This is a genomic window from Vibrio sp. 1978, assembly GCF_033344345.1.
Genome location: NZ_JAWPOP010000035.1, coordinates 25,330 through 49,144, shown reverse-complemented (window position 1 = coordinate 49,144; position 23,815 = coordinate 25,330). Strand labels below are relative to the sequence as shown.

At 46.3% G+C, this 23,815-nt stretch carries 26 protein-coding genes; 8 read left to right on the top strand and 18 right to left on the bottom strand.

All coding sequences use genetic code 11. The features are described from left to right. Positions 1–231: 231 nt before the first annotated feature. From fusA to fkpA, 8 genes are all read right to left on the bottom strand, one after another. Positions 232–2,331, bottom strand: coding sequence for an elongation factor G (fusA, locus tag R8N49_RS22640; protein ID WP_005382794.1), 2,100 nt, complete (start codon positions 2,329–2,331; stop codon positions 232–234). A 75-nt stretch (positions 2,332–2,406) separates the two neighbouring features. Beyond that, the gene (gene rpsG, locus R8N49_RS22635; RefSeq protein ID WP_005382796.1) at positions 2,407–2,877 is read right to left on the bottom strand and encodes a 30S ribosomal protein S7; all 471 of its coding nucleotides are present in this window, start codon (positions 2,875–2,877) and stop codon (positions 2,407–2,409) included. A 101-nt stretch (positions 2,878–2,978) separates the two neighbouring features. Continuing rightward, complete coding sequence (gene rpsL / locus R8N49_RS22630) at positions 2,979–3,353, bottom strand: 30S ribosomal protein S12 (RefSeq protein ID WP_004399892.1); 375 nt, start codon at positions 3,351–3,353, stop codon at positions 2,979–2,981. A gap of 177 nt (positions 3,354–3,530) precedes the next feature. Then, positions 3,531–3,806 (bottom strand): sulfurtransferase complex subunit TusB, encoded by a 276-nt coding sequence (gene tusB / locus R8N49_RS22625; RefSeq protein ID WP_054575286.1) that lies wholly within the window; start codon positions 3,804–3,806, stop codon positions 3,531–3,533. A gap of 7 nt (positions 3,807–3,813) precedes the next feature. Beyond that, positions 3,814–4,170: a sulfurtransferase complex subunit TusC gene (gene tusC, locus R8N49_RS22620; protein ID WP_005382801.1), complete on the bottom strand. Its 357-nt coding sequence runs from the start codon at positions 4,168–4,170 to the stop codon at positions 3,814–3,816. After that, entirely contained in the window at positions 4,167–4,562 is a 396-nt protein-coding gene (gene tusD, locus R8N49_RS22615; protein WP_005382803.1) for a sulfurtransferase complex subunit TusD, read from the bottom strand. Before tusD ends, tusC begins: the two co-directional genes overlap by 4 nt. Further along, positions 4,559–5,281 (bottom strand): transcriptional regulator, encoded by a 723-nt coding sequence (locus R8N49_RS22610; RefSeq protein ID WP_005382804.1) that lies wholly within the window; start codon positions 5,279–5,281, stop codon positions 4,559–4,561. Before R8N49_RS22610 ends, tusD begins: the two co-directional genes overlap by 4 nt. Before the next feature lie 143 nt (positions 5,282–5,424). Further along, entirely contained in the window at positions 5,425–6,207 is a 783-nt protein-coding gene (gene fkpA, locus R8N49_RS22605) for an FKBP-type peptidyl-prolyl cis-trans isomerase (RefSeq protein WP_017821751.1), read from the bottom strand. A 128-nt stretch (positions 6,208–6,335) separates the two neighbouring features. Here fkpA and R8N49_RS22600 point away from each other — a divergent pair, with 128 nt between their 5' ends. Further along, complete coding sequence (locus R8N49_RS22600; protein WP_005381457.1) at positions 6,336–7,322, top strand: WD40 repeat domain-containing protein; 987 nt, start codon at positions 6,336–6,338, stop codon at positions 7,320–7,322. Beyond that, the gene (locus tag R8N49_RS22595) at positions 7,319–7,546 is read left to right on the top strand and encodes a SlyX family protein (protein ID WP_005381455.1); all 228 of its coding nucleotides are present in this window, start codon (positions 7,319–7,321) and stop codon (positions 7,544–7,546) included. Before R8N49_RS22600 ends, R8N49_RS22595 begins: the two co-directional genes overlap by 4 nt. A gap of 83 nt (positions 7,547–7,629) precedes the next feature. Here the strand turns inward: R8N49_RS22595 and R8N49_RS22590 are convergent, their stop codons facing one another. From R8N49_RS22590 to kefG, 5 genes are all read right to left on the bottom strand, one after another. Continuing rightward, complete coding sequence (locus tag R8N49_RS22590; RefSeq protein WP_186584613.1) at positions 7,630–8,571, bottom strand: isoaspartyl peptidase/L-asparaginase family protein; 942 nt, start codon at positions 8,569–8,571, stop codon at positions 7,630–7,632. 131 nt (positions 8,572–8,702) lie between these two features. Beyond that, complete coding sequence (gene slyD, locus R8N49_RS22585; protein ID WP_005381451.1) at positions 8,703–9,254, bottom strand: peptidylprolyl isomerase; 552 nt, start codon at positions 9,252–9,254, stop codon at positions 8,703–8,705. A gap of 92 nt (positions 9,255–9,346) precedes the next feature. Further along, a complete protein-coding gene (locus tag R8N49_RS22580; protein ID WP_005381449.1) occupies positions 9,347–9,547 on the bottom strand; it encodes a YheV family putative zinc ribbon protein in 201 nt (66 codons plus the stop codon). A 33-nt stretch (positions 9,548–9,580) separates the two neighbouring features. Next, positions 9,581–11,377, bottom strand: coding sequence for a glutathione-regulated potassium-efflux system protein KefB (gene kefB / locus R8N49_RS22575; protein WP_017633740.1), 1,797 nt, complete (start codon positions 11,375–11,377; stop codon positions 9,581–9,583). After that, the gene (kefG, locus tag R8N49_RS22570) at positions 11,361–11,954 is read right to left on the bottom strand and encodes a glutathione-regulated potassium-efflux system ancillary protein KefG (RefSeq protein WP_005381444.1); all 594 of its coding nucleotides are present in this window, start codon (positions 11,952–11,954) and stop codon (positions 11,361–11,363) included. The genes kefB and kefG overlap by 17 nt, the downstream gene beginning before the upstream one ends. 209 nt (positions 11,955–12,163) lie before the next feature. On the opposite strand from kefG, the gene R8N49_RS22565 reads away from it, so the two are divergent. The 6 genes from R8N49_RS22565 to crp all read left to right on the top strand — a co-directional run bounded on the left by R8N49_RS22565 (position 12,164) and on the right by crp (position 17,777). Beyond that, positions 12,164–14,083: an ABC transporter ATP-binding protein gene (locus R8N49_RS22565; protein ID WP_085570108.1), complete on the top strand. Its 1,920-nt coding sequence runs from the start codon at positions 12,164–12,166 to the stop codon at positions 14,081–14,083. Beyond that, the gene (locus tag R8N49_RS22560) at positions 14,080–14,568 is read left to right on the top strand and encodes a TIGR02444 family protein (protein ID WP_017633738.1); all 489 of its coding nucleotides are present in this window, start codon (positions 14,080–14,082) and stop codon (positions 14,566–14,568) included. Before R8N49_RS22565 ends, R8N49_RS22560 begins: the two co-directional genes overlap by 4 nt. A gap of 87 nt (positions 14,569–14,655) precedes the next feature. After that, the gene (locus R8N49_RS22555; protein ID WP_085570107.1) at positions 14,656–15,663 is read left to right on the top strand and encodes a hydrolase; all 1,008 of its coding nucleotides are present in this window, start codon (positions 14,656–14,658) and stop codon (positions 15,661–15,663) included. 33 nt (positions 15,664–15,696) lie between these two features. Beyond that, positions 15,697–15,909 carry a YheU family protein gene (locus R8N49_RS22550; RefSeq protein WP_005381436.1) on the top strand — a complete coding sequence of 71 codons (213 nt, stop codon included), beginning with the start codon at positions 15,697–15,699 and terminating at the stop codon, positions 15,907–15,909. 125 nt (positions 15,910–16,034) lie between these two features. Further along, the gene (locus R8N49_RS22545; RefSeq protein WP_005381434.1) at positions 16,035–16,904 is read left to right on the top strand and encodes a phosphoribulokinase; all 870 of its coding nucleotides are present in this window, start codon (positions 16,035–16,037) and stop codon (positions 16,902–16,904) included. A 240-nt stretch (positions 16,905–17,144) separates the two neighbouring features. After that, positions 17,145–17,777: a cAMP-activated global transcriptional regulator CRP gene (gene crp, locus R8N49_RS22540; RefSeq protein ID WP_005381432.1), complete on the top strand. Its 633-nt coding sequence runs from the start codon at positions 17,145–17,147 to the stop codon at positions 17,775–17,777. A gap of 136 nt (positions 17,778–17,913) precedes the next feature. On the opposite strand, the gene R8N49_RS22535 is transcribed toward crp, so the two are convergent. The 5 genes from R8N49_RS22535 to R8N49_RS22515 form a co-directional block, all read right to left on the bottom strand. Then, complete coding sequence (locus R8N49_RS22535) at positions 17,914–18,705, bottom strand: DUF1338 domain-containing protein (RefSeq protein WP_042523639.1); 792 nt, start codon at positions 18,703–18,705, stop codon at positions 17,914–17,916. Between the two features lie 248 nt (positions 18,706–18,953). Beyond that, a complete protein-coding gene (gene astD / locus R8N49_RS22530) occupies positions 18,954–20,411 on the bottom strand; it encodes a succinylglutamate-semialdehyde dehydrogenase (protein WP_186584612.1) in 1,458 nt (485 codons plus the stop codon). Positions 20,412–20,439: 28 nt separating this feature from the next. After that, complete coding sequence (astA, locus tag R8N49_RS22525) at positions 20,440–21,459, bottom strand: arginine N-succinyltransferase (protein ID WP_005381422.1); 1,020 nt, start codon at positions 21,457–21,459, stop codon at positions 20,440–20,442. A 109-nt stretch (positions 21,460–21,568) separates the two neighbouring features. Next, positions 21,569–22,780: an aspartate aminotransferase family protein gene (locus R8N49_RS22520; protein ID WP_064354372.1), complete on the bottom strand. Its 1,212-nt coding sequence runs from the start codon at positions 22,778–22,780 to the stop codon at positions 21,569–21,571. Positions 22,781–23,141: 361 nt separating this feature from the next. Continuing rightward, positions 23,142–23,729 carry an aminodeoxychorismate/anthranilate synthase component II gene (locus R8N49_RS22515; RefSeq protein ID WP_031780782.1) on the bottom strand — a complete coding sequence of 196 codons (588 nt, stop codon included), beginning with the start codon at positions 23,727–23,729 and terminating at the stop codon, positions 23,142–23,144. Between the last annotated feature and the right edge of the window lie 86 nt (positions 23,730–23,815).

The following is a 23,815-nucleotide window of genomic DNA, read 5'->3' as shown; positions in this document are numbered from 1 at the left end:
TGTTTTACCGTGGTCAACGTGGCCGATAGTACCAACGTTAACGTGCGGTTTCGTACGTTCAAATTTTTCTTTAGACACGATCGTGTTCCTTCCTAGTTATGATTCGTCGTGATCATTATTGATCGACGACGCGCCAGAAATTGTTATTTTATGCGCCAACGCCCGTTAGCGCAATATTTGGACGCCCTGATCTCGCAAAAAGTCGTAAACTTTTTGCAGTTCAATCGTCAATTAGTAACCACGCTCTGCAATAATTTTATCTGCGAAGTTTTTCGGCACTTCAGCGTACTCGTGAAACTCCATAGAGTAAGACGCACGGCCTTGAGTTGCAGAACGTAGATCAGTTGCGTAACCGAACATTTCGGATAGTGGTACTTGAGCACGGATGATCTTAAGACCAGCCACACCTTCGTCCATGCCTTCAATGATACCGCGACGACGGTTTAGGTCACCAACAACGTCACCCATCCAGTCTTCCGGAGTGGTTACTTCGACATTCATCATAGGTTCTAGAATCACAGGTTGTGCTTCTAGTGCACCTTTCTTGAATGCCATCGAGCCAGCGATCTTAAACGCCATCTCGCTTGAGTCTACATCGTGGTAAGAACCATCAAATAGTGTAGCTTTAATATCTAGTACAGGGTAACCCGCTAGAACACCACTATTCATTTGCTCTTCGATACCTTTCGATACCGAACTGATGTATTCCTTAGGAATCACACCGCCCACGATTTCGTCTACGAATACGAAACCTTCACCAGGCTCAGAAGGCTCAAGTTTGACCCAAACATGACCGTATTGACCACGACCACCTGATTGACGAACAAACTTACCTTCAACTTCCGCTTTACCACGAATGGTTTCACGGTAAGCAACCTGAGGTTTACCAACGTTACAATCAACGCTGAATTCACGCTTCATACGATCAACGATAATGTCTAGGTGAAGTTCACCCATACCGGAGATCAGAGTCTGACCTGATTCGTCGTCCGTTTCCACGCGGAATGATGGATCTTCCGCTGCTAGTTTACCTAGCGCGATAGCCATTTTCTCTTGGTCTGCCTTAGAACGAGGCTCTACAGCAATCTGAATAACTGGTTCAGGGAACTCCATGCGCTCTAGAATCACTTTGTGGTTCTGATCACACAGTGTGTCACCTGTTGTTACGTCTTTCAGACCGATAGCAGCTGCAATATCACCAGCGCGAACTTCTTTCACTTCTTCACGCTTATTCGCATGCATCTGAACGATACGACCGAAACGCTCTTTCTTCTCTTTTACTGAGTTGTAAACAGCGTCACCCGAGTTTACAACACCGGAGTAAACACGCATGAAAGTTAGCGTGCCCACGAATGGGTCAGTCGCAATCTTAAACGCTAGCGCTGAGAAAGGTTCGTTGTCGTCAGCATGACGCTCAACTTCATTTTCTCTTTCGTCGACACCTTTAATTGCAGGTACGTCAACAGGCGATGGCAAGAACTCAACTACTGCATCCAGTACCGCTTGAACACCTTTGTTCTTAAACGCACTACCACAAGTAGCCAGTACGATTTCGTTATTTAGTGTGCGAGTACGTAGAGCTTGTTTGAGCTCAGCTTCAGTCAATTCACCTTCTTCAAGGTACTTGTCCATCAGCTCTTCGCTAGCTTCAGCAGCGGATTCAACCATGTGGTTGCGCCACTCTTCAGCAAGTTCAATCATGTCAGCTGGGATGTCTTCGTAAGTAAACGAAGTGCCTTGATCGGCATCATTCCAGTTGATCATTTTCATCTTGATAAGGTCGATGACACCTCTGAACTCATCTTCCGCACCAACGTTCAGCTGGATTGGAACAGGAGTCGCACCAAGACGATTCTTAATTTGGTTCACAACGCGTAGGAAGTCTGCGCCCGCACGGTCCATCTTGTTTACAAATACCAAACGTGGAACGTGGTATTTGTCTGCTTGACGCCATACAGTTTCAGACTGAGGTTCAACACCAGATGAGCCACAGAACACAACCACAGCACCATCAAGTACACGAAGAGAACGCTCTACTTCGATAGTAAAGTCAACGTGTCCAGGGGTATCAATGATGTTTACGCGATGCTCAGGGAACTGTGCTTCCATACCACGCCAGAATGTAGTAGTCGCAGCGGATGTGATAGTGATACCACGCTCCTGCTCCTGCTCCATCCAGTCCATGGTTGCTGCACCATCGTGAACTTCGCCGATTTTGTGAGAAAGGCCAGTGTAGAACAGAATACGCTCAGTTGTGGTTGTTTTTCCTGCATCTACGTGAGCACAGATACCGATATTACGGTATAGCTCAATAGGAGTTTTACGAGCCACGATTGTATCCTCTTACTAAGGTGTACCTTAGAGTATAGAAAAGTGCTGCGAGAGAACCTCGCAGCACAGAAGGTATTACCAACGGTAATGAGCGAACGCTTTGTTTGCGTCAGCCATGCGGTGAACGTCTTCACGTTTCTTAACCGCAGTACCTTTGTTCTCAGACGCGTCTAGCATTTCAGCAGCTAGGCGTTGAGCCATAGATTTTTCACCACGCTTGCGCGCAGCTTCAACCAACCAACGCATAGCAAGTGCGTTACGGCGAACCGGACGTACTTCTACAGGTACTTGGTAAGTTGAACCACCAACACGGCGAGATTTAACCTCTACCGCTGGGCGAACGTTTTCAAGAGCTTCTTCAAAAATAGCTAAGTGGTCTTTACCAGACTTTTCAGCCATAGCATCTAGTGCAGTGTAAACGATTTTCTCTGCAGTAGATTTTTTACCGTCAACCATTAGGATGTTAACGAATTTTGCCAGCAATTCAGATTTGAATTTTGGATCTGGAAGGATCTTACGCTGACCAATGACGCGACGACGTGGCATGGATTTATCTCCGTTGTCTTCTTCAGGTTTTATCCAAAACTTTTCAGTTTTTTCAAAAAATTAAAAATAATTTAGTGTTTGGCCTTACTTAACGGAATCCATTAAGACTTAGGACGCTTCACACCGTACTTAGAACGACCTTGTTTACGGTCATTTACGCCAGCACAGTCTAGTGCGCCGCGAACAGTGTGGTAACGCACACCTGGAAGGTCTTTAACACGACCACCACGGATTAGAACAACTGAGTGCTCTTGAAGGTTGTGACCTTCACCGCCGATGTACGATGTAACTTCGAAGCCGTTTGTCAGACGTACACGACAAACTTTACGAAGTGCTGAGTTAGGTTTTTTAGGTGTAGTAGTGTAAACACGAGTACATACACCACGTTTTTGTGGGCACGCTTCTAGTGCAGGCACGTTGCTTTTAACAACTTGCTTTGCACGTGGCTTACGTACCAACTGGTTAATAGTTGCCATTAACTAGCTCCTGATTTACTTGAAAGTAAGCTTTGTGAAAAATCTATCCCCAACTGCCAATGCAGCTAGGGACGCAAAATTCTATGCAGCAGTGAGAGGTGTGTCAAGAAATATACGGATCTTTTTTGTTCAATTAGAACAATTCATCCGTAAAGCTTTGTCGACAGCAAATCTTGTTCAATCCCAAGTTAGGGATTTATCCTGTTTTGCTGTTAGTTCAACGAAGCCTGAATAATTCACAATCGTCAGCGATGGACTAATACGATTTGCAATACCGCGAGCTTGTGCATCGCTCTCTAACACAAATACGCTGCGGTTTTTTAGATGGGAAAGTGCTTTATGTTGCGAGTTAGCAGCGTACACTGCATCTTCTATAAGTAAGATGTCATCCTGTTCACTGCATAAAGGCATAGCGTCTTCTAGAGCAGAGACTGTTTTTATGATGTGTAACATAACTTCCTCAAAAAGACAGTAGCTTGCCAGCGTGTTGTAACTTATCTTTGAGCTGTTCTGAGCTTAACGCTTGGGCTTCAATGACTAAATCCGCTTGCGCCAAACCTCGCTGGGTTAACGACTCTGAACACACAAAGACTTGTTCGATGTCGTATAAATCGAAAAGCTTTAACATCGGCGCGTAATCTTTACTCAAAATATTGTTGGGGTCTTGCCCGAGTAGAAGCTGGTATACCCCGTCACCCATGAAAATGACGCTGATATCTTCACAGTAAGCCGACGCGGCTAACAGTGCATCCACACCTTCACGACCAGCTGCACTGCCATGTGGCGCACTACGAAATAGATAAGTTAACTGACTCAAAACTGTACCACTCTGTCTTGGGTTAACATCGCTTCAGCTAGGCTACCTAAGCCTGCTTGTTCAAAACCATCGGCTAGATTGTTCTGTACCAAACCATGTTGATTTGCTTCTTCTTCACTTACAATCCCGCGACGCAAAGCGGCCGCGACACAAGTTTCTAGGCGAACACCATGCTCTTTAGCCAAAAACTGCCACGCCTTATTGAGATCAAACTCATCGTTGGCTGGCACACTCAAAGCAGTACCATTAGTCACACCATCTTGATAAAAGAAGACGCTCACTAGCTGATGGCCTTGCTCTATCACCGCTTTGGCGAACTGATAAGCACTGCGCGCTGACTGGCTGCCATAAACGGGACCATTCACCACTAACGTGTAAGTCAGTTTGCTCACCTTTCATCATCCTCGGTTTTACGTTGACGAATGTACAAGTAAACGGTGTGTTTTGAAATATTAAGGCGATCCGCGACACGGTTGATGGCATCTTTAATATCGAAGATACCTTTGTCGTACAACTCCATCACGATCTGGCGATTTTTGGTGTTGTTAGACACGGACTTATCCGCATTGATCTCTTCGATGGTGCGTTCAACAGTTTGGTCCACCAGCTCTTCTACATCACTAGCAAAGTTGACCGAGGAAGCCGCTTCTTTCGCTTCTTGCGTCGGCATGAAAGACTGAAGGACTTGCGAGAAAGGCGCATCCAAGTTGACGTTGATACACAACAAACCAATCACGCGATTTTCGCCATTACGAATGGCGACAGTAATCGACTTCATCAACACGCCACCTTTTGCACGGGTAAAGTACGAACGTGAGAAGTTGCGCTCCGAGCCTTCGATGTCTTTTAGCATCTTAAGCGCTAAATCGGTGATTGGTGAGCCGACTTGGCGCCCCGTGTTTTCACCGTTAGCGATTTTAATTGCAGAGGTATTTAAGTCTTCTAGAGAGTGAAGAACGATTTCACAAAATGGACCTATCAGGCTGGCGATACCATCCACGACCGCCTCATAAGATCTTAAAATGATTTTGTCGTGCTCGGTAAACGGCATCACGTTAACGGATTCCATTTCGAGCAACATCTCCGCGTTTATTGTTTCTGTAGTTGTCATAAGCCTTCGAGCGAAAAATCAACAAATTGGTGTAAGTTTATCAGAAAATTTGAAAAGCAACCTAGCAAACTCACCAACTAGTGACCTAGAACAAAAAAGGCCCGTTAAACGGACCTTTTTCAATAACTTATCGCAGCTTATTGTTATTGCTCTGCGTTGTCGTTCTCAACTTTTAGCAGCTCAACTTCAAATACTAGCGTTGAGTTAGCAGGAATGCTTGGTGTGTCTTGGTCACCGTATGCTAGCTCTGGCGGGATAACGAATTTGAATTTAGAACCCACAGGCATTAACTGAACACCCTCTGTCCAACCTGGGATTACACGGTTAAGTGGGAACGTTGCAGGTTCACCACGATCGTATGAGCTGTCGAACTGAGTACCGTCGATCAGAGTACCTTTGTAGTGTACTTGAACCGTATCAGTGTCTTTTGGCTTCTCACCTTCAGCTGGTGTCATTACTTGGTATAGAAGACCTGTATCTGTCTTCACTACGCCTTCTTGCTTCTCAAACTCAGCTCGGAAATCATCGCCAGCTTTTTTCGCTTCAGCTGCTTTCTCAGCCGCTTGTGCTTGCATCTTTTCTGCAACACGCTTGTCTAGAGATTCTAGTGCTGCACGTGTTTCTTCTTCATTCAATTCAGCATTGCCTTTGAAGACGTCTTCGATACCTTTTAGTACCAAATCTTTGTTAAGATTAATGCCGATTTCGCTTGGCTTGTCGATGCTTGTGCTTAGGTAGTTAGCAAATGAAACACCGATTGCGTATGCCGCTTTGTCGTCGTCGGTTTTAAAGTGAACCGCTTTACCGGTTTCTGCTTGAACTTGTTCTGCTTGAGGTGCGGTTTCTGTTTTAGTTTCTTCTTTCTGACAACCTACCGCTAGCATAACTGTTGCAGCAAGTAGCGACACTTTTAAAACTGATTTCATTAAATTCTCCCAATAATGGCTCTGCCATTGGTTGTTGTGCACAAATCTTCTATGAGACTAGTGAAGACAATCGTTATACCAATATACTAGCTATATGTCTTAAGACACAAACCGGATTATTAGATGTGATGCAAAGAATTTTTCATTTATTCCTATATTTAATTGTCATCACCACGTTAAATGGTTGCTTTTTCGCCGAGCGTGAAGTGCAGCGTTGGCCGATAGAACCTCAAGGTGCGACGAGCTTCGCACTTAGCAGAGATGGACGGTTTGCTCTGCTCTATTCTCAACAACGTCATTTGATGTTGTGGGACCTAGAGCAAAACGAACAACTAGCCAATCTGGGTGAACTCGATGCCGATGCCAATGTGGTTTCCCATATCCGCATATCTGACAATGGTCGCTACGCAATTACAGCAAGCCAAATGAACTTCGCAGTTTGGGACCTAGGCTGGACGCAATCCGAAGGCCTTTGGTCTATCTCTGATGCGCTCATTCGCGACGTTGATATCACCAGTAATGGTGAACAAGTTCTGCTTGGGTTATCCAACGGTAAAGCAATTTATGTCAACTTAGTCACCGGGCGTCGCATGGAGTTCCTTGCGCATCGTGAAAAAGTCAATTCCGTGGCCATTTCTCCTAATGGGCGCTTCGCCCTAACCGGAGGTAATGACTATAAAGCGTATCTGTGGGACACCGAAACCGGACAAGTACTACGAACCTTCGAACATGAACAACGAATTGTTCGCGTGGCCCTGCAAAGAGATGGAAAATTAGCAATGACATCTGATGGCGGAAACCAAGCGATTGTTTGGGATTTAAAAACTGGACAAGAAGTCACACAGTTGAGCAGTTGGTCACGCCAATTAATTTTCTCTACCGCACGATTTTCTGACGACGGGACTCAACTAGTCACAGGAAGCCCTTCTGGCCGTGTGTCGATATGGGATACTCAAACCGGAAAACGAATGAGTGGATTTGAAGTGGAGCCCAAAAAAGACACTCGCCCTCCCCGTGCGGTCGTGTATGATGCAGCCTTTGATTCAAAACAACGCGTAATTACTGCTACTTCAGCAGGTATTGCCCAAGCTTGGCAGTTAGAGAACGGATCATGACAGAAAAAATCATTCAGCAATTGGAAGCACGCATTAATGACTTAGAATGTCAGCTTGCGTTCCAAGAACAGACTATTGAAGATCTGAACGGCGCTTTATCGCAGCAACAACTGCAAATTACCAAGATGCTCGATCAGATGAAATATGTGGTAGGTAAAGTAAAAAATATGGACTCGTCGAATTTAGCCGATCCGTCAGAAGAAACCCCACCACCGCATTATTAAAATGCAGGCTCAAATAGCATAAAGCCCAGAACATGTTCTGGGCTTTGTTGTATTAATTACTTAAGAAGGTACTCAAGAGGAAGCTATTCGTCGGCGTAGATTTTAACGCTCAGCTCGCCTTGCGTATTAATGCCTGCTCGGTACATGCCAGAACTGTTCATCGCAAAGTGCATCTCACCTTTAGCATCAATGGCAATCAAACCGCCCTCTCCGCCCATCTGTTTGAGATCACCTTGGATAATGTGTTCACAAGCCGTATGAATATCTTCTTGTAAGTAACGCATACGTGCTGCAACGTCTTCCGCAACACGTTTACGAATAAAGAACTCGCCGACACCCGTAGTGGAAACTGCCACGACGCCATTTTCGGCCACCGTACCACAACCAATAAGAGCAGAATCTCCGACTCGGTTGTATTTCTTATTCGTCACGCCACCCGTACTGGTGGCAGCGGCTAAGTTGCCTTGTTGGTCCAATGCCACCGCACCAACCGTACCGTGCTTACGGTCATCTGGGTAACGAGATTCCGACAAAGCAAACAGTCCTTTCTCACGCATAGACAGCAACTGCTCATAACGGCGATCAGTAAAGAAGTAATCTTGCTCGGTATACTCATGGCCTTGCTCAAAAGCAAACTTCTCTGCGCCCTCACCCACCAACAGCACATGATTGCTGTTTCGCATCACGTCACGAGCGAGCTCAATTGGGTTTCTGATATGACGAACACCGGCAACAGCACCTGCCGCTTGGTTTCTACCATCCATCACAGAAGCGTCCATTTCAACCATTTCGTTGTTGGTCAGCACTGAGCCTTTACCCGCATTAAAGTTAGGAGAGTCTTCCAATACTTTCACTGCCGCTACGACTGCATCTAAGGCTTCACCGCCCGTGTCTAGAATTTGATGTCCCGCTTTTACCGCAGCTTCTAAATCCGCCAAGATGGATTGTTGCAGCTCATCGCTCATCTGTTCACGCAAGATTGTGCCCGCACCACCATGAATGGCAATCGAGAAAGGTTTCGTCATCACTTTGTCCAACTGTTATTCCTTGTATGGTTGGCACTACACCTTAGATAAACAAAAAGCGCAAGTTGAAAACTCAACTTGCGCTTTTCAAAGCTTTGCTAGATAAGATTATCTAGTGAAGGCGCTTATGATTAGTGAGAACCACAGCTACCGCCGCCACAGCAGCCGCCTTCTTCTTCGTGATCGTGGTCATGATCGTGACCACCACAACAGCCACCACCTTGGTGGATGTGACCGTGTTCGATCTCTTCTGCTGTTGCTTCACGTGTAGACATAACTTCTACTTCGAAAGTTAGTGTTTGACCAGCTAACATATGGTTACCGTCAACAACCACTTCGTTGCCGTCAACTTCTGTTACTTCAACAGGGATTGGACCTTGGTCAGTGTCAGCTAGGAAGCGCATGCCCACTTCGATTTGCTCAACGCCTTGGAACACGTCCGCAGGAACGCGCTGTACTAGCGCATCGTTGTGCTCACCGTAAGCTTCTTCAGGAGCTACCGTTACTGAGAACTTGTCGCCAGCCACTTTACCTTCAAGTTCTTTTTCAAGACCTGTGATTAGGTTGTTGTGACCGTGAAGGTAATCTAGAGGTGCTTCTGCTGTTGATTGATCAACAACGACACCGTCTTCCATCATTACTTTGTATGCAAGGCTTGCAACAACGTTCTTTTCAATTTTCATACTAACTCCAGGGAGATTAATTGACTTAACCTGAATGGGGTTAAGTACTGAGATATCTGGGTGTATTATGGGGATCAATTATCGAAGTTCAATTACTCCGGCTTAAAAATTCCGATCATTTCCTGATCTGAGTGTTTATTTTTCTCTACAGATTGTGGTTTGCGCTGCTCTGTAAACTCACACTCGACACACTCAACTAATTCGATGTTATTTTCAATCCACCAGCGCAGGGTATCTTGCTGGCTGCAATTTGGGCAGCTAGCGCCGGCAATAAAACGTTTCTTGATTTTCACGCTATTTCCTTAGCTTGAGTCTTGGCTCAAGTACTACTTCCAATGATTAGGTGACTGATGGTCGCTCTCCATTTCACGACCAAATATTTCTTCTAGCTCTTTGCGGGCCTCTTTCGCTCTTTGAGCTAATTTCTTATCTTCATTGTGTTGAGGCAATAAGTCCTTAAGCATAGCATTATCTAACTTGCGAAAATGTGCTTCTGCCCGCTTTGCTTGATAAGGATGCATACCCAGTTCTACGAGCGCTTGGCGACCGAGATCTAGTGCCCCTAGAAATGTTTCACGAGAGTAATTCTCTACACCATGACTCATTAACTGGTAAGCCTCGACACGGCTTCTTGCTCGGGCTAACAACTTAAGTTTCGGGAAGTGCACGCGACAAATGTCCACGATGGCCATCACCTCATCAGGTGAATCAGTACAAATAATCAATGCTTCCGCTTTATCAGCGCCAGCAGCCCTCAATAGGTCAATTTGTGTAGCATCGCCATAAAACACTTTGTAACCATACTTACGTAATAGGTGGATTTGGCTGGCATCACTTTCTAATACTGTCACTTTGATTTTATTGGCATACATTAAACGTCCGACGATCTGACCGAAACGTCCAAAGCCTGCAATGATAACGCGTGGTCGGCGATCCACGACTTTCGTGGTCATGCCCTCTTCTTCTTGATTCAGGGTATGAGCAAACCACTTCTTTTGTCCCATCAGCAAAAGAGGAGTCGTCACCATGGATAGACTGACCACCACCAACAGAAACGCCACTTGCTCTTTGGACAAAATGCCCTCTTGGCTCGCCGCGGTAAATATGACAAAGGCAAACTCACCGCCTTGGCTCAAAATTGCAGCCATACGGCTTCTCGCTTTGGCTCCGACACGGGCAGCTCTCGCCAATGCATACAAAACCAAACCCTTAACCACGACCAAAGCCACCACCGCACCGAGAATCTCTAAAGGATGTAATGCCAATAACCCCAAGTTTACCGCCATGCCCACCGCAATAAAGAATAACCCCAACAACAGACCTTTAAATGGCTCGATAGCGATTTCCAACTCATGGCGATACTCACTCTCTGCCAGCAAAACGCCTGCTAAAAAAGTCCCCAATGCCATCGAAAGGCCGAGCTTTTGCATCACGACCGAAATGCCAAGCACAACTAAAAGTGCAGCAACGGTAAAGAGCTCACGAACGCCGCTCATCACGACAAAACGAAATAGCGGACGTAGTAAAAAGTGACCACCAATCAACAGTGCTACCACGCTGCCTAAAATAGTGAAGACATCCAACCAACTTCCACCACTATGCCCGCCTGCTAGCAAGGGCAACATCGCCAGCATCGGGATCACTGCAATATCTTGAAAGAGCAGCACCGCAAAACCAGATTGCCCCGTTTCGGTACCATTAAGCCCTTGCTCTTCAATGACTTTAAGCGCAATCGCCGTCGAGGACAGCGCCAACCCCATCCCGATCACTAAACTCACTTGCATGCTTACGCCAAACATACTGACGACACTACCAATCACGGCGGTCGTGACCACAACCTGCGCACCGCCTAAACCTAAAATCGGCCCTCGCATCTGCCACAATTTTTTAGGGTTTAATTCCAGCCCTATCAAAAACAGTAACAACACAACCCCAAGCTCGGCAAAATGCAAAATGGCATCAACGTCGCTAATTAAGCCAAGCCCCCATGGGCCAATCAACACACCAGCGAGTAAATAACCTAAAACCGAGCCAAGCCCAAGGCGCTGAGCAATCGGCACCGCAATAACCGCAGCCGAAAGAAAGACCACACTGCTTTGAAGAAACTCACTGGTGATCGCCATACTGACCTCCTCGATCTGCCGCTTGCCAGTTTTCAAGTGGGTTACTCAGCCATCCACGGTATAACTCAGCATGTTCGTAGCGTTCAATATCCGAAACATTTCTTGACCAATACAACACCAGAGGTTCAATCCAGTGCATTTGGCATAGGGCTGCCGTCAGTTCAAACGGTTGCAAGATTTGCTCAAGTGGGTATTTGTTGTACCCCTTCGCGCTGAAGGCTTCTTCTTTACCACCTGTTGTAATGACACTGCGCCAGTATTTTCCTTCTAGCGCCGCACCTCCGCCAAACGCAAAGCCTTTACCTAACACTCGGTCTAGCCACTCTTTTAATAGGGCTGGACATGAATACATATAAAGTGGGTGGTGAAATACAATCACATCGTGAGCGAGCAACAACTCATGTTCGTAATTCACATCAATAAAGAAATCAGGGTAAACACCGTAAAGATCGTGCACAGTGACGTGATCAAGCGACTGAGCTTTTTTTATCATCACTTGATTGGCAATCGAGTTATGTGGCTCTGGATGAGCATAAATGACCAGAACTTTTGGGAGAATAGACGGTGCAACAGCCAAATGGTCGTCCTTGTGGTTATTTTTATCCGTTATCAAATTGTTATACTTTTTTGTACAGCATAATGCAATTAAAGCGAATCAATCGACTTTTCCGGCCAATACCCCTACTATTCACCGCTAGATATATACCCAAGTGGCTTTAAAAACGATTGAAACCACTTCGCTATGTAACCAAGCAACGCGCACTGCGCAAAGTGAATGAAAACTTTATGATTACCTTCTCTGATATTCAGTTACTGCGTGGCGGTAAACCTCTTTTAGACCAAGCTTCTGCGACTATTCACCCTGGCGATAAAGTCGGTCTTGTGGGCAAAAACGGCTGCGGTAAATCAACGCTGTTTGCCCTACTGAAAGATGAACTGTCAATTGATGCTGGCTCATTTAGCCAACCTCAACACTGGGAGCTGGCCTGGGTCGCACAGGAAACGCCTGCGCTAGAGCGCACTGCACTGGAATACGTCATTGATGGTGATCGCGAGTACCGCGCTCTCGAAAAGCAGTTAGCTGAAGCAGAAACACAAGACAACGGAACCCTAGTTGCCGAGATACACGGTAAAATTGAAACCATTGGTGGTTACAGCATTCGCGCTCGCGCGGCAGAACTGCTCGATGGTTTAGGGTTCAGCCAAGAGCAAATGAGTTGGAGTTTGACCCAATTCTCGGGTGGTTGGCGTATGCGTCTTAACTTGGCTCAAGCGCTATTGTGTCGTTCTGATCTACTGCTACTCGACGAACCAACCAACCACTTGGATTTGGACGCGGTAATGTGGTTAGAGCGTTGGCTACAAAACTACCCTGGCACGCTGATTCTGATCTCGCACGACCGAGACTTCCTTGATCCAATTGTTGGTCGCATCATTCACATCGAGAATCAGCAGCTGAACGAATACACGGGTAACTACTCGTCATTCGAAAACCAACGCGCACAAAAGATGGTGTTGCAACAAGCGATGTTTGAAAAGCAACAGAAGCAGATGTCGCACATGCAAAGCTACATCGACCGCTTCCGTTACAAAGCATCAAAAGCACGCCAAGCCCAAAGCCGTATCAAAGCTTTGGAGCGCATGGAAAAAGTACTGCCAGCTCAATTCGATAACCCATTTAGCTTTCAATTCCGTGAGCCAGCTGCGCTGCCAAACCCAATCATGATGATGGATGAAGTATCTGCAGGTTACGGTGACAACCTCATCTTAGAGAAGATCCGCTTAAACTTGGTTCCTGGCAGTCGTATTGGTCTACTCGGCCGTAATGGTGCGGGTAAATCGACCTTAATCAAGCTGCTCTCTGGTGAACTTAACGCGCAAGGTGGTGACCTAACTTACTCACAAGGCGTGAAAATTGGTTACTTCGCTCAGCACCAGTTAGAAACGCTTCATCCTGAAGAAACGCCGCTGCAACACATGATGCAAATCGCACCCGATCAAACCGAACAGCAGCTACGTGATTACCTAGGTAGCTTTGGCTTCCAAGGTGACAAAGCACTAGAAAAAGTTGCGCCGTTTTCTGGTGGCGAAAAAGCCCGTTTGGTATTGGCTTTAATTGTGTGGCAAAAGCCAAACCTGTTGCTACTTGATGAACCGACCAACCACTTAGACTTGGACATGCGCCAAGCACTTACGATGGCACTGCAAACATTCGAAGGTGCGATGGTGATTGTTTCGCACGACCGCTATTTACTGCGCGCTACGACCGATGACTTGTATTTAGTGCATGATAGACAAGTTGCTCCGTTCGACGGTGATTTAAATGACTATTATAAATGGTTAACCGAACAACAAAGAGCGGAACGCAAAGAAGCGCAGGCTGCGCAGCCAAGCAAAGATACGGCCAACAGCGCAGCTGCGAAGAAAGAGCAAAAACGTCGCGATGCAGAGTTTCGAAAACAGACAGCGCCAATTCGCAAAACGCTGACACAACTAGAAAATAAAATGGATAAGTTAGGTGCTGCACTGGCCGAAGCTGAAGAACAATTGGCGGACAACTCACTGTATGCGGCCGAAAATAAAGCTAAACTTAACCAAGTACTGGCACTTCAAGCTTCCAGTAAAGCTGAGCTCGAAGAAATTGAAATGGAATGGATGTCTGCTCAGGAAGAACTGGAGCAGATGGAGCTAGAGTTTAATCAATGAGTAATCAACACGCTGAATACACACTCACCCTAGAACACCTTTGGCAGTTCAGTCTGCAGTTTTATGGTGTGCGAGAAGTGAAAGAAGCGTGTTTATCATTGCAGAACAATTATCACGGCAACGTGAACCTACTCCTGCTGCTCAGATGGCTCGATGAGCAGCAACTCATTTTCCAAGAAAAAGACTGGCCCTTGGTGCAAGACTGTCTAGGTAGGAGCGAAACTTTACTTCACTCCTTTCGCGACCTTCGTCGCCACCTTAAGTCTCAAGTCAATGACGCTTTGTATCGTGAGACCTTGCAGTTTGAGCTGCAACTAGAAAAGCAGCAACAAGCGGATTTGGTGGACTGCATTAACTCACTTGCACTACTCAAAAATGATGATGACCCACTGACGTTGAGATACTGTCGTCAACTCGGTGGGGAACATTTGCAGCAAGCCTTTGCTATTCCGGTGCCAAACATTCAACCACCAAAACGCCCATAAATCTGTAGAATACCTATAATCTTTATAAAGGATTATATTAATAAGTTCTTCAACGGACACCGAAGGACCGCATAAGAGCAGTTAGGTATGACACAATTTTTCGCAGCCGCCGGGATCAAAAACCCGCATCTCCAAACGCTTTTGCCGCGTTTTATTCGCAAAAAAGCGTTGTTTACGCCGATTTGGCAAACCCTCGATACATCCGATGGCGACTTTCTCGATCTCGCGTGGAGCGAGGACCCAACCCAAGAGCCTGCACAAAAAAAGCCGATTTTTGTTTTATTTCATGGATTAGAGGGGTGCTTCTATAGCCCTTATGCCAATGGGCTAATGAATGCATTTGCTCAATCTGGATGGCTGTCGGTGATGATGCATTTCCGCGGTTGTAGCGGTAAGCCAAACAAGAAAGCTCGCGCCTATCATTCTGGTGAAGTGACTGACGCCCTCCACTTCTTAGAGCACCTTGAGCAACGCTTTCCTGATAACCCCAAGGTTGCGGTTGGTATTTCTCTTGGCGGTAACATGTTGGCGAATTATTTAGCCCAATATAAAGACCACCCTATTTTGAATGCAGCGACTATTATCTCAGCGCCTTTAGACCTAGCGGCGTGTGCGAACCGTATAGAACAAGGCTTTTCAAAAGTGTATCGCCGTTATCTGCTTTCTTCACTGAAACGTAACGCGTTACAAAAGCATCATCTACTGCATGGCGAGCTGGCGCTGTCCTACAACTCAATCAAACGTGTCACACGGCTGTATGAATTCGATGATTTGATTACCGCACCATTGCATGGCTTTAAAGACGCACAAGATTATTACGACCAATGCTCTGGCTTAAGTAAACTACAGCAAATCACGCTACCCACACTGATCATCCATGCCAAAGACGATCCGTTCATGACCGATGATGTGATACCGAAGTTTGTTCTGCCAGATAATATTGATTACCGTCTCTTTGAGCACGGTGGCCATGTTGGCTTCCTGACAGGAACGGCGTTAAAACCTAAGTTTTGGTTGGAGGAAGCGCTGCCCGCGTATTACGAAAGTATCGCCGCAGATTACCTTTCTGCTGTATCCAAGCAACGAACGCAGTAAACTAGCCGCTCATCATAAAAGTTAGAGGTATTTATGATCATTCCATGGCAAGACATTGCGCCGGAAACATTGGAAAACTTAATTCGTGAATTCGTCTTACGCGAAGGAACGGATTACGGAACCGTCGAGGTTTCTTTGCATGACAAAATTGATCAAGTTAAAGCTCAATTGGAAAAAGGTGAAGCGGTTATCGTGTTCTCTGAGCTACACGAAACCGTCGATATTCAGCATAAAACAAAATTTTAGACCCTTCACATTTTACCGTATCCCACTCGATGACAAGGTATTGTTACGTGCTATAGTGGGATATCGACCGTGCAGTAGTAACTCTACTGCACATTACAGGTAAGTAATTTTCGACAAGGTTTGTCATGTCAGCTAAACACCCAATTATTGCGGTTACTGGTTCGTCCGGTGCCGGCACGACCACTACATCTGAAGCCTTCCGTAAAATGTTCAATATGATGAACGTTAAACCCGCATGGGTTGAAGGCGATAGCTTCCATCGCTTTACTCGCCCAGAAATGGACATCGAAATCCGCAAAGCCCGCGAGCAAGGTCGACACATTAGCTACTTTGGCCCACAAGCTAATGACTTCCCGGGATTAGAAGAGTTTTTCCGTAAGTTCGGGCATGACGGCACTGGCAGCGTGCGCCGTTATCTGCACACGTTTGACGAAGCGGTTCCCTACAATCAAATGCCAGGCACGTTTACACCGTGGCAAGACTTACCCGAAAACAGCGACGTTCTGTTTTATGAAGGGTTACATGGTGGCGTGGTCGATGGCGATGTTAATGTTGCTCAACATGTGGATTTCTTAATCGGCATGGTGCCGATTGTGAACTTAGAGTGGATACAAAAATTCGTACGTGACACTCGCGATCGCGGCCATTCGCGTGAAGCGGTAATGGACTCAATCGTGCGATCCATGGACGATTACCTCAACTATATCACTCCGCAGTTTTCTCGTACTCACATCAACTTCCAGCGCGTACCGACCGTTGATACTTCCAACCCACTTAATGCAAAAGGCATCCCTAGTTTGGATGAGAGTTTTGTGGTGATTCGCCTACGCGGTATCAAGAATGTCGACTTCCCATATCTGCTGGCCATGATTGATGGCTCATTCATGTCACGCCACAACACGATTGTCGTACCCGGCGGTAAGATGAGCTTTGCAATGGAGCTCATAGTTCGGCCTATCCTACAACAGCTCATCGAAACAGGGAAAATTGGCTAAAAACCTGCCTGCGAAGATGTTTACTTTTCATACCGTGATCATGTGCACAGTTTTGCTTACAAAATCTCAATCATGGCACGATTAAAATCAAGAAATCGTTTTCGAAAAAGGATACTATTTCTTACCGAAACACAAGAGAGCTTGCAGCATATAAAAAGTGCTCTTATTCTAGTAGGCCTAATTCAGGCTTAGCTAAAATATGGATAGCGCAAGCGTACCCTGCAGAGGAAGTGAGATATTATGGTTCTAGGTAAACCTCAAACCGACCCAACATTAGAGTGGTTTCTTTCACACTGTCATATTCATAAGTACCCTTCAAAGAGCACGCTAATTCACGCGGGCGAAAAGGCAGAAACTTTGTACTACATCGTTAAAGGTTCTGTTGCGGTTCTTATCAAAGACGAAGAAGGTAAGGAGATGATCCTTTCTTACCTAAACCAAGGAGACTTTATTGGTGAACTTGGTCTATTCGAGGAAGACCAAGAGCGCACAGCTTGGGTTCGTGCTAAATCTCCTTGTGAAGTTGCTGAAATTTCTTTCAAGAAGTTCCGTCAGCTTATCCAAGTAAACCCAGACATCCTAATGCGTCTTTCTGCGCAGATGGCTCGTCGTCTTCAAGTAACTAGCCAAAAAGTGGGTGACCTGGCGTTCCTAGACGTAACTGGTCGTATCGCTCAGACGCTTCTGAACCTTGCAAAACAACCAGACGCAATGACTCACCCAGACGGCATGCAAATCAAGATCACTCGTCAAGAAATCGGTCAAATTGTTGGCTGTTCTCGTGAGACAGTAGGTCGTATTTTGAAGATGCTAGAAGAGCAGAACCTAATCTCTGCTCACGGTAAAACCATCGTGGTTTACGGTACTCGTTAATCTCAAACTAGAGTGACACGAACAAAATTATAAAAGCCACCAATGGCAACATTGGTGGCTTTTTATTTACTCATGACCAAATAAGATAGGGTGCAGCGAACACTAATGAGTAAGCTTAACAGGTTAACCCTAAAACTTAGCCATTCGTACTTTCAAAGATTTTGTCAGCTGAAGCGGCCACGAAACCTGGGTACAAATCACCATTTTCCATCGGATAGCGCTTAGCAAATTCATAAAACCCGCCAGGGATAATTTCAGTGCCTTCGCTAAAACGAACCGCTACTTTATCTGCCATGGTCGATGACTGCTCTAGCAACACCTCAGGAGTGCCCTTCACTTCACCACCATTTTCATTAATGGTAAACCCAGCGGTACGCAGATGATCGTTTACCTGCTTCACTTCTTCATATTCATTGAGTTGGTTAACGCTCACCGTGAAGTGGTTTGCTCCGTAACCATGCGCCGCAAGCCAAGATGCGTACTCACTTTCTTTAGCCAACGTTTGGTAATCAGCAAAGCTTAAATCCCACAAGCGTCCACCATGTAAGAATGCGCTATCGTTCAGCTTGTCAGCATCGACTTGTGCCACCAAATTTTTCACAATCTCTTGTAGCTCAGGCGAGCACTCTTCAACTTTTAGCTCACTAATAAATACTTTAGGTTGCTTCGGATCTGGGTGCTCATAGTGCTTAGCAACCAGCTTTTTGCTTTCGAAAACGTAATCACCACACGCCTTGTAACCAATAGCTACAAATGGCTTAGCTAGAGTTTCAATACCAAGAGGCGCGATATTGAAGGTACGTAAAGCTATATGATCATTAATCAGAGGCTCATCTTCTTGAAGCAGCTGATGCACTTTAGCCGCCGAAGGGCAAAGACGTTGAATGTAATCTTGCCATAGCGATTCAAATAACACATCGGGCGTCATAACGACTCCTTGTTACGAGATGTAGAGTTTAAAGGTAAGCGGAAGTTGGCTGCTCGTTCACAACAAAAGTTGTCCAGAATAATGAACGAGCAACCATCAACCTGTGACGGTAAATGCCAGTCAGTCAACACGCTTTTCCGAGTCTTTGCTCACTTTTCGTGTTCTGCCAACGATCACTACAACCCATACCTAAATGATGCGCCGGCAAGGTGAGCCGCAATGCATAGTTGCGACTCTATTATTAAAACTTATAGCGCTACACCTGGACTCAATGTTGCAGGCAAGACAGTCTCTTGACCTTCCATTGATGCCATTGGGTACGCACAGTAATCTGCTGCGTAGTAAGCGCTTGGGCGCAAGTTACCCGACGCCCCCGGACCACCAAATGGCGCATCACCGCTTGCACCAGTGAGCTGGCGGTTACGGTTCACGATACCTGCACGAATGTGGTCAACGAAGTATTCCCATTCTTGGTCGTCGGTTGAGACCAAACCAGCAGATAAGCCAAAGCGCGTATCGTTTGCTAGCGCCACGGCTTTGTCTAACCCTTCGTAACGCACCACTTGCAGAAGTGGGCCGAAGTATTCTTCATCTGGTAACTCAGCAATGTTCGTTACATCAATGATGCCAGGAGAAACAAACGCCGCCTCTCCTGCTTTCGCTTCAATCAAGCTTTCACCGCCAAGAGACTGTAGATTAGCTTGTGCATCAAGAATAAACTTGGCTGCCACGACCGAAATTTGCGGTCCCATAAATGGCGCAGGTTCTGCAAATGGTTGGTCTACGCGAATATTGCGTGTCGCTTCAACGAGCTTGGTGATAAGCGCATCGCCTTTTTCACCCAATGGCACATACAAACGACGAGCACACGTACAACGCTGCCCAGCACTGATAAACGCTGACTGGATGATGGTGTAAACCGTGGCATCCAAATCACCATATTTATCAGAGATCACCATCGGGTTATTACCACCCATTTCTAGTGCGAGCATCTTGCCTGGTTGACCCGCAAATTGACGGTGTAATACATGCCCCGTATTCGCGCTACCCGTAAACAGTACGCCATCAATGCCTTTTGCGTCAGCGAGGGCGATACCAGTTTCTTTCGCGCCTTGGACAAGGTTAATCACGCCTTTCGGCAGACCGGCTTCTTCCCATAGCTTCATTGCCAATTCACCCGTCCATGGCGTTTGCTCAGACGGTTTGAAGACTACCGTGTTACCAGCCAATAGCGCAGGCACAATGTGACCATTTGGTAGGTGGCCTGGGAAGTTGTAAGGACCAAACACCGCCATCACGCCCAATGGGCGGTGGCGCAATACGATTTGGTTGCCTGCTGCTTCACGGCTCGCCTCACCAGTGCGGTCATGATAAGCGCGAATAGAAATCGCAATTTTTCCTGCCATCGCTGCCGCTTCGGTACGTGTTTCCCAGATTGGCTTGCCGGTTTCTTTGGCAATCACTTCAGCGATTTTTTCGCTGTTCTCTTTTACTTTCTCAGCAAAAGCCAACACGATCGCCTCACGCTCTGCAAATGGACGCTTTTTCCAGTCAATAAACGCTTCACGCGCTGCAGATACCGCCTGGTTCACCTGCTCTGCCGTTGCACCTTTGCCTTGCCAGATTACTTCTTGGTTGTACGGCGACAGAGACGTAAATGCTTCACCCTGACCTTGTACCCACTCACCTGCAATCCAATGTGTCATTGTTTCTATCCTTAAATTCTGTCGTCTGTTACTGCGGAAGAAGGCGAACGAAATCCCCTTCTTCAACCGAAAGTGCATCCGCAACGTCTGGTGCAATCATCACGCTTTGTGTTTCTGCGTCATACGCCGCTTTAGTGACTGTCGCACGGAAGTTCTCGAAAGATGAATTACACATCAAGAAGTCTTGTGTGCTGGAATGTTCAGAGATTTTGACTTGCGCACGGAATGAATGACGTACCGACTCAATATTACGCAGATCACACTCAACCGTTGGGCCACCGTCGAAGATGTCGACGTAGCCTCGGTTGGTAAAACCTTCACGCTCAAGCAGCTTCAGCGCTGGACGCGTGTTGTCATGTACTTGACCAATCACGGCTTGCGCTTCTGGGCTGAGCAGATTGATGTAAATAGGCAGTTTCGGCATCAAGTCGGCGATAAAGCCTTTCTTGCCGATACCTGTCAGGTAATCTGCAAGAGTGAAATCGATAGAGAAGAAATGCTCTTGAAGCCATTGCCAGAATGGTGAATTACCCTCGTCGTCTGAAACGCCACGCATCTCCGCAAAGATCGTTTCAGAGAAGCGCTCTGGGTGCTCTGCCATCATTAGGAAACGACACTTCGACATTAGACGACCATTCAGACCTTGGCGGAATTTCTCACGCAAGAACAAGGTACAAATTTCGCTGTTACCCGTGTAGTTATTACCAAAAGTAAGCAGTTTAACGACGTTGTTAACGCCAAGCTTTGGCGACGAGTGCACAACTTTACTAATGTGATATGAGTAAAATGGGACATCCCAGCCGATAGATGCTTCGATTCCGGTGGTACCCGCAACCTCACCCGTTTCAGAGTCAAAGCCAACCATCAGGTAGCCTTCATCGCCTGGTTCTGCCACATCTGGCTTACCAAAGCTGTACTCTGAATGTTTGATTCGATTGGTTAACAGTTCTTCGTTAACCGGTAGAGATGTAAATCCGTGACCAGACTCCACCGCACAAGTGTGCAGTGCGTCGTAATCCGACATCGCGATAGGGCGAACTACTAGCATCAATACTCCCTCCAGATGCAAGAAGATCCTAACTATATTGTAGGAACAATTCCCCCATCAGAGATCCTTGACGGGGGTGTCTGCGTTGACGTTTAAACTGATATCGCGCTTAAACTAAAGTCGCGATCGCTTTATCCAGTTTCGCCAAGCCTTCTTCAATTTCTTGTTGTGTGATAACGAGTGATGGTGTGAAACGTACGACATTGGCACCCGCAACCAATACCATGAGACCTTGTTTACCTGCAGCAACCAGCACGTCACGCGCACGGCCTTGCCATTCTTCATTTAGTGCAGCGCCAAGTAATAGGCCTTGACCGCGCACTTCTGAGAAGATGTTGTACTTCGCGTTGATCTTCTCTAGACCTTCACGGAACATTGCTTCGCGTTCTAGTACACCAGCCAACACCTCTGGCTTAGTGACTTCATTTACAACCGCTTCTGCAACCGCACACGCTAGTGGGTTACCGCCATATGTAGAACCGTGAGTGCCCACTTTCATGTGCTCTGCCAATTTTGCTGTCGTTAGCATTGCACCGATTGGGAAACCGCCACCAAGTGATTTCGCAGTACTTAGAATATCTGGCGTGATACCTAAACCTTGGTAAGCGTAGAAGTTACCTGTTCGGCCATTACCAGTTTGCACTTCATCGAAGATCAGTAAGGCGTTGTGTTTGTCACACAGCTCGCGAACCGCTTGAGCGAACTCAGGCGTTGGTGGCACGATGCCGCCTTCACCTTGTAATGGCTCCATCATGACCGCACAAGTACGATCAGACATGTGTGCTTGTAAAGCTTCGATATCGTTGTAAGGAAGGTGTGTCACGTCGCCTGGCTTAGGACCGAAGCCGTCAGAGTATGCCGCTTGGCCACCAACCGTTACGGTAAAGAATGTACGACCGTGGAAACCTTGTTTGAATGCAATGATTTCAGATTTCTCAGTACCATGAACGTCTGCTGCATAACGACGTGCCAGCTTCAAAGCGGCTTCGTTTGCTTCTGCGCCAGAGTTAGCAAAGAACACACGCTCAGCAAAACTCACTTCTGTTAGCTTTTTCGCCAGACGAAGGGCTGGTTCGTTCGTCATAACGTTACTTAAGTGCCAAAGCTTGTTAGCTTGCTCTGTTAGTGCGTTTACCATTACTGGATGACAATGGCCAAGACAGCTCACTGCAATACCACCAGCAAAGTCGATGTATTCATTACCTTCCTGATCCCAAACACGTGAACCTTTACCTTTAACAGGGATCATTTCCATCGGGTTATAGCAAGGTACCATTACCTCATCGAATAAACCGCGCTCTACTTTAATTTCCGTTGTCATTGCACATTCCTTCTTGATACCGCATGCGTAGCAGATAAGCGAATTTAACCGGCTCTCTTTGCCAGCAAATAATGTTTTGCATTTAAGCTATTGCGGCATTGTATTTACATTTAATTAACCATTTCAATAGTGATTTATTCTTTTCGTTCTCGAAAGCAACTTCCATTAATCACTGCTTATGACTATTTATGCATCAAGAAAGTAAAATAGAGAAGTGATTTTTTATAAATGTTATGTAATACAGGGGATAGAAGGTTTAAAAAGACATGAATAGACAAAGAGACTCGAGAGAATCGCATAGTTTTGCAATCTGCTCACCTCAGCAAAAAGATGAATGATTTGTTAAGAAAAGTGATCGCGATCAGATCGCTTTGCGTGCTAAAAAGTTCGCAAGCAACTCGTGACCTTGCTCAGTTTTGATTGATTCTGGGTGGAACTGCACCGCATCAATTGGCAAGGCTTTATGTTGGTAACCCATTATTTCATCCATGCTTCCGTCCGGCAGTTCTGTCCATGCAGTCAGTTCAAACACGTCGGGTAAAGTACCGTTTTTCACCACAAGAGAGTGATAACGGGTTACCGTGAGTGGGTTATTCAGATTTTTAAACACACTACGACCGTTATGACGAATCGGTGAGGTCTTACCGTGCATCACTTGTCGTGCACGTACCACTTCACCCCCAAACACTTGCGCTATCGCTTGATGGCCAAGGCAAACACCCAATATTGGAAGCTTACCAGCGAAGTGTTCTATCGCTTTCAGTGAAATACCTGCTTCGTTCGGCGTACATGGCCCTGGCGAGATCACCAAATGAGTTGGGTTGAGCGCCTCAATGCCTTGGATATCGATTTCATCGTTACGCACCACCTTTACGTCTGCACCAAGCTCGCAGAAGTATTGGTAAAGGTTGTAGGTAAAAGAGTCGTAGTTATCGATGATCAACAACATAAAGGGTCGGTTGCTCCAATCCGTTTTGGCAATGCTTACGTAGTGAATCGCCACGTTCGTGACAATCAAGGGCGGTATTTTGCTAT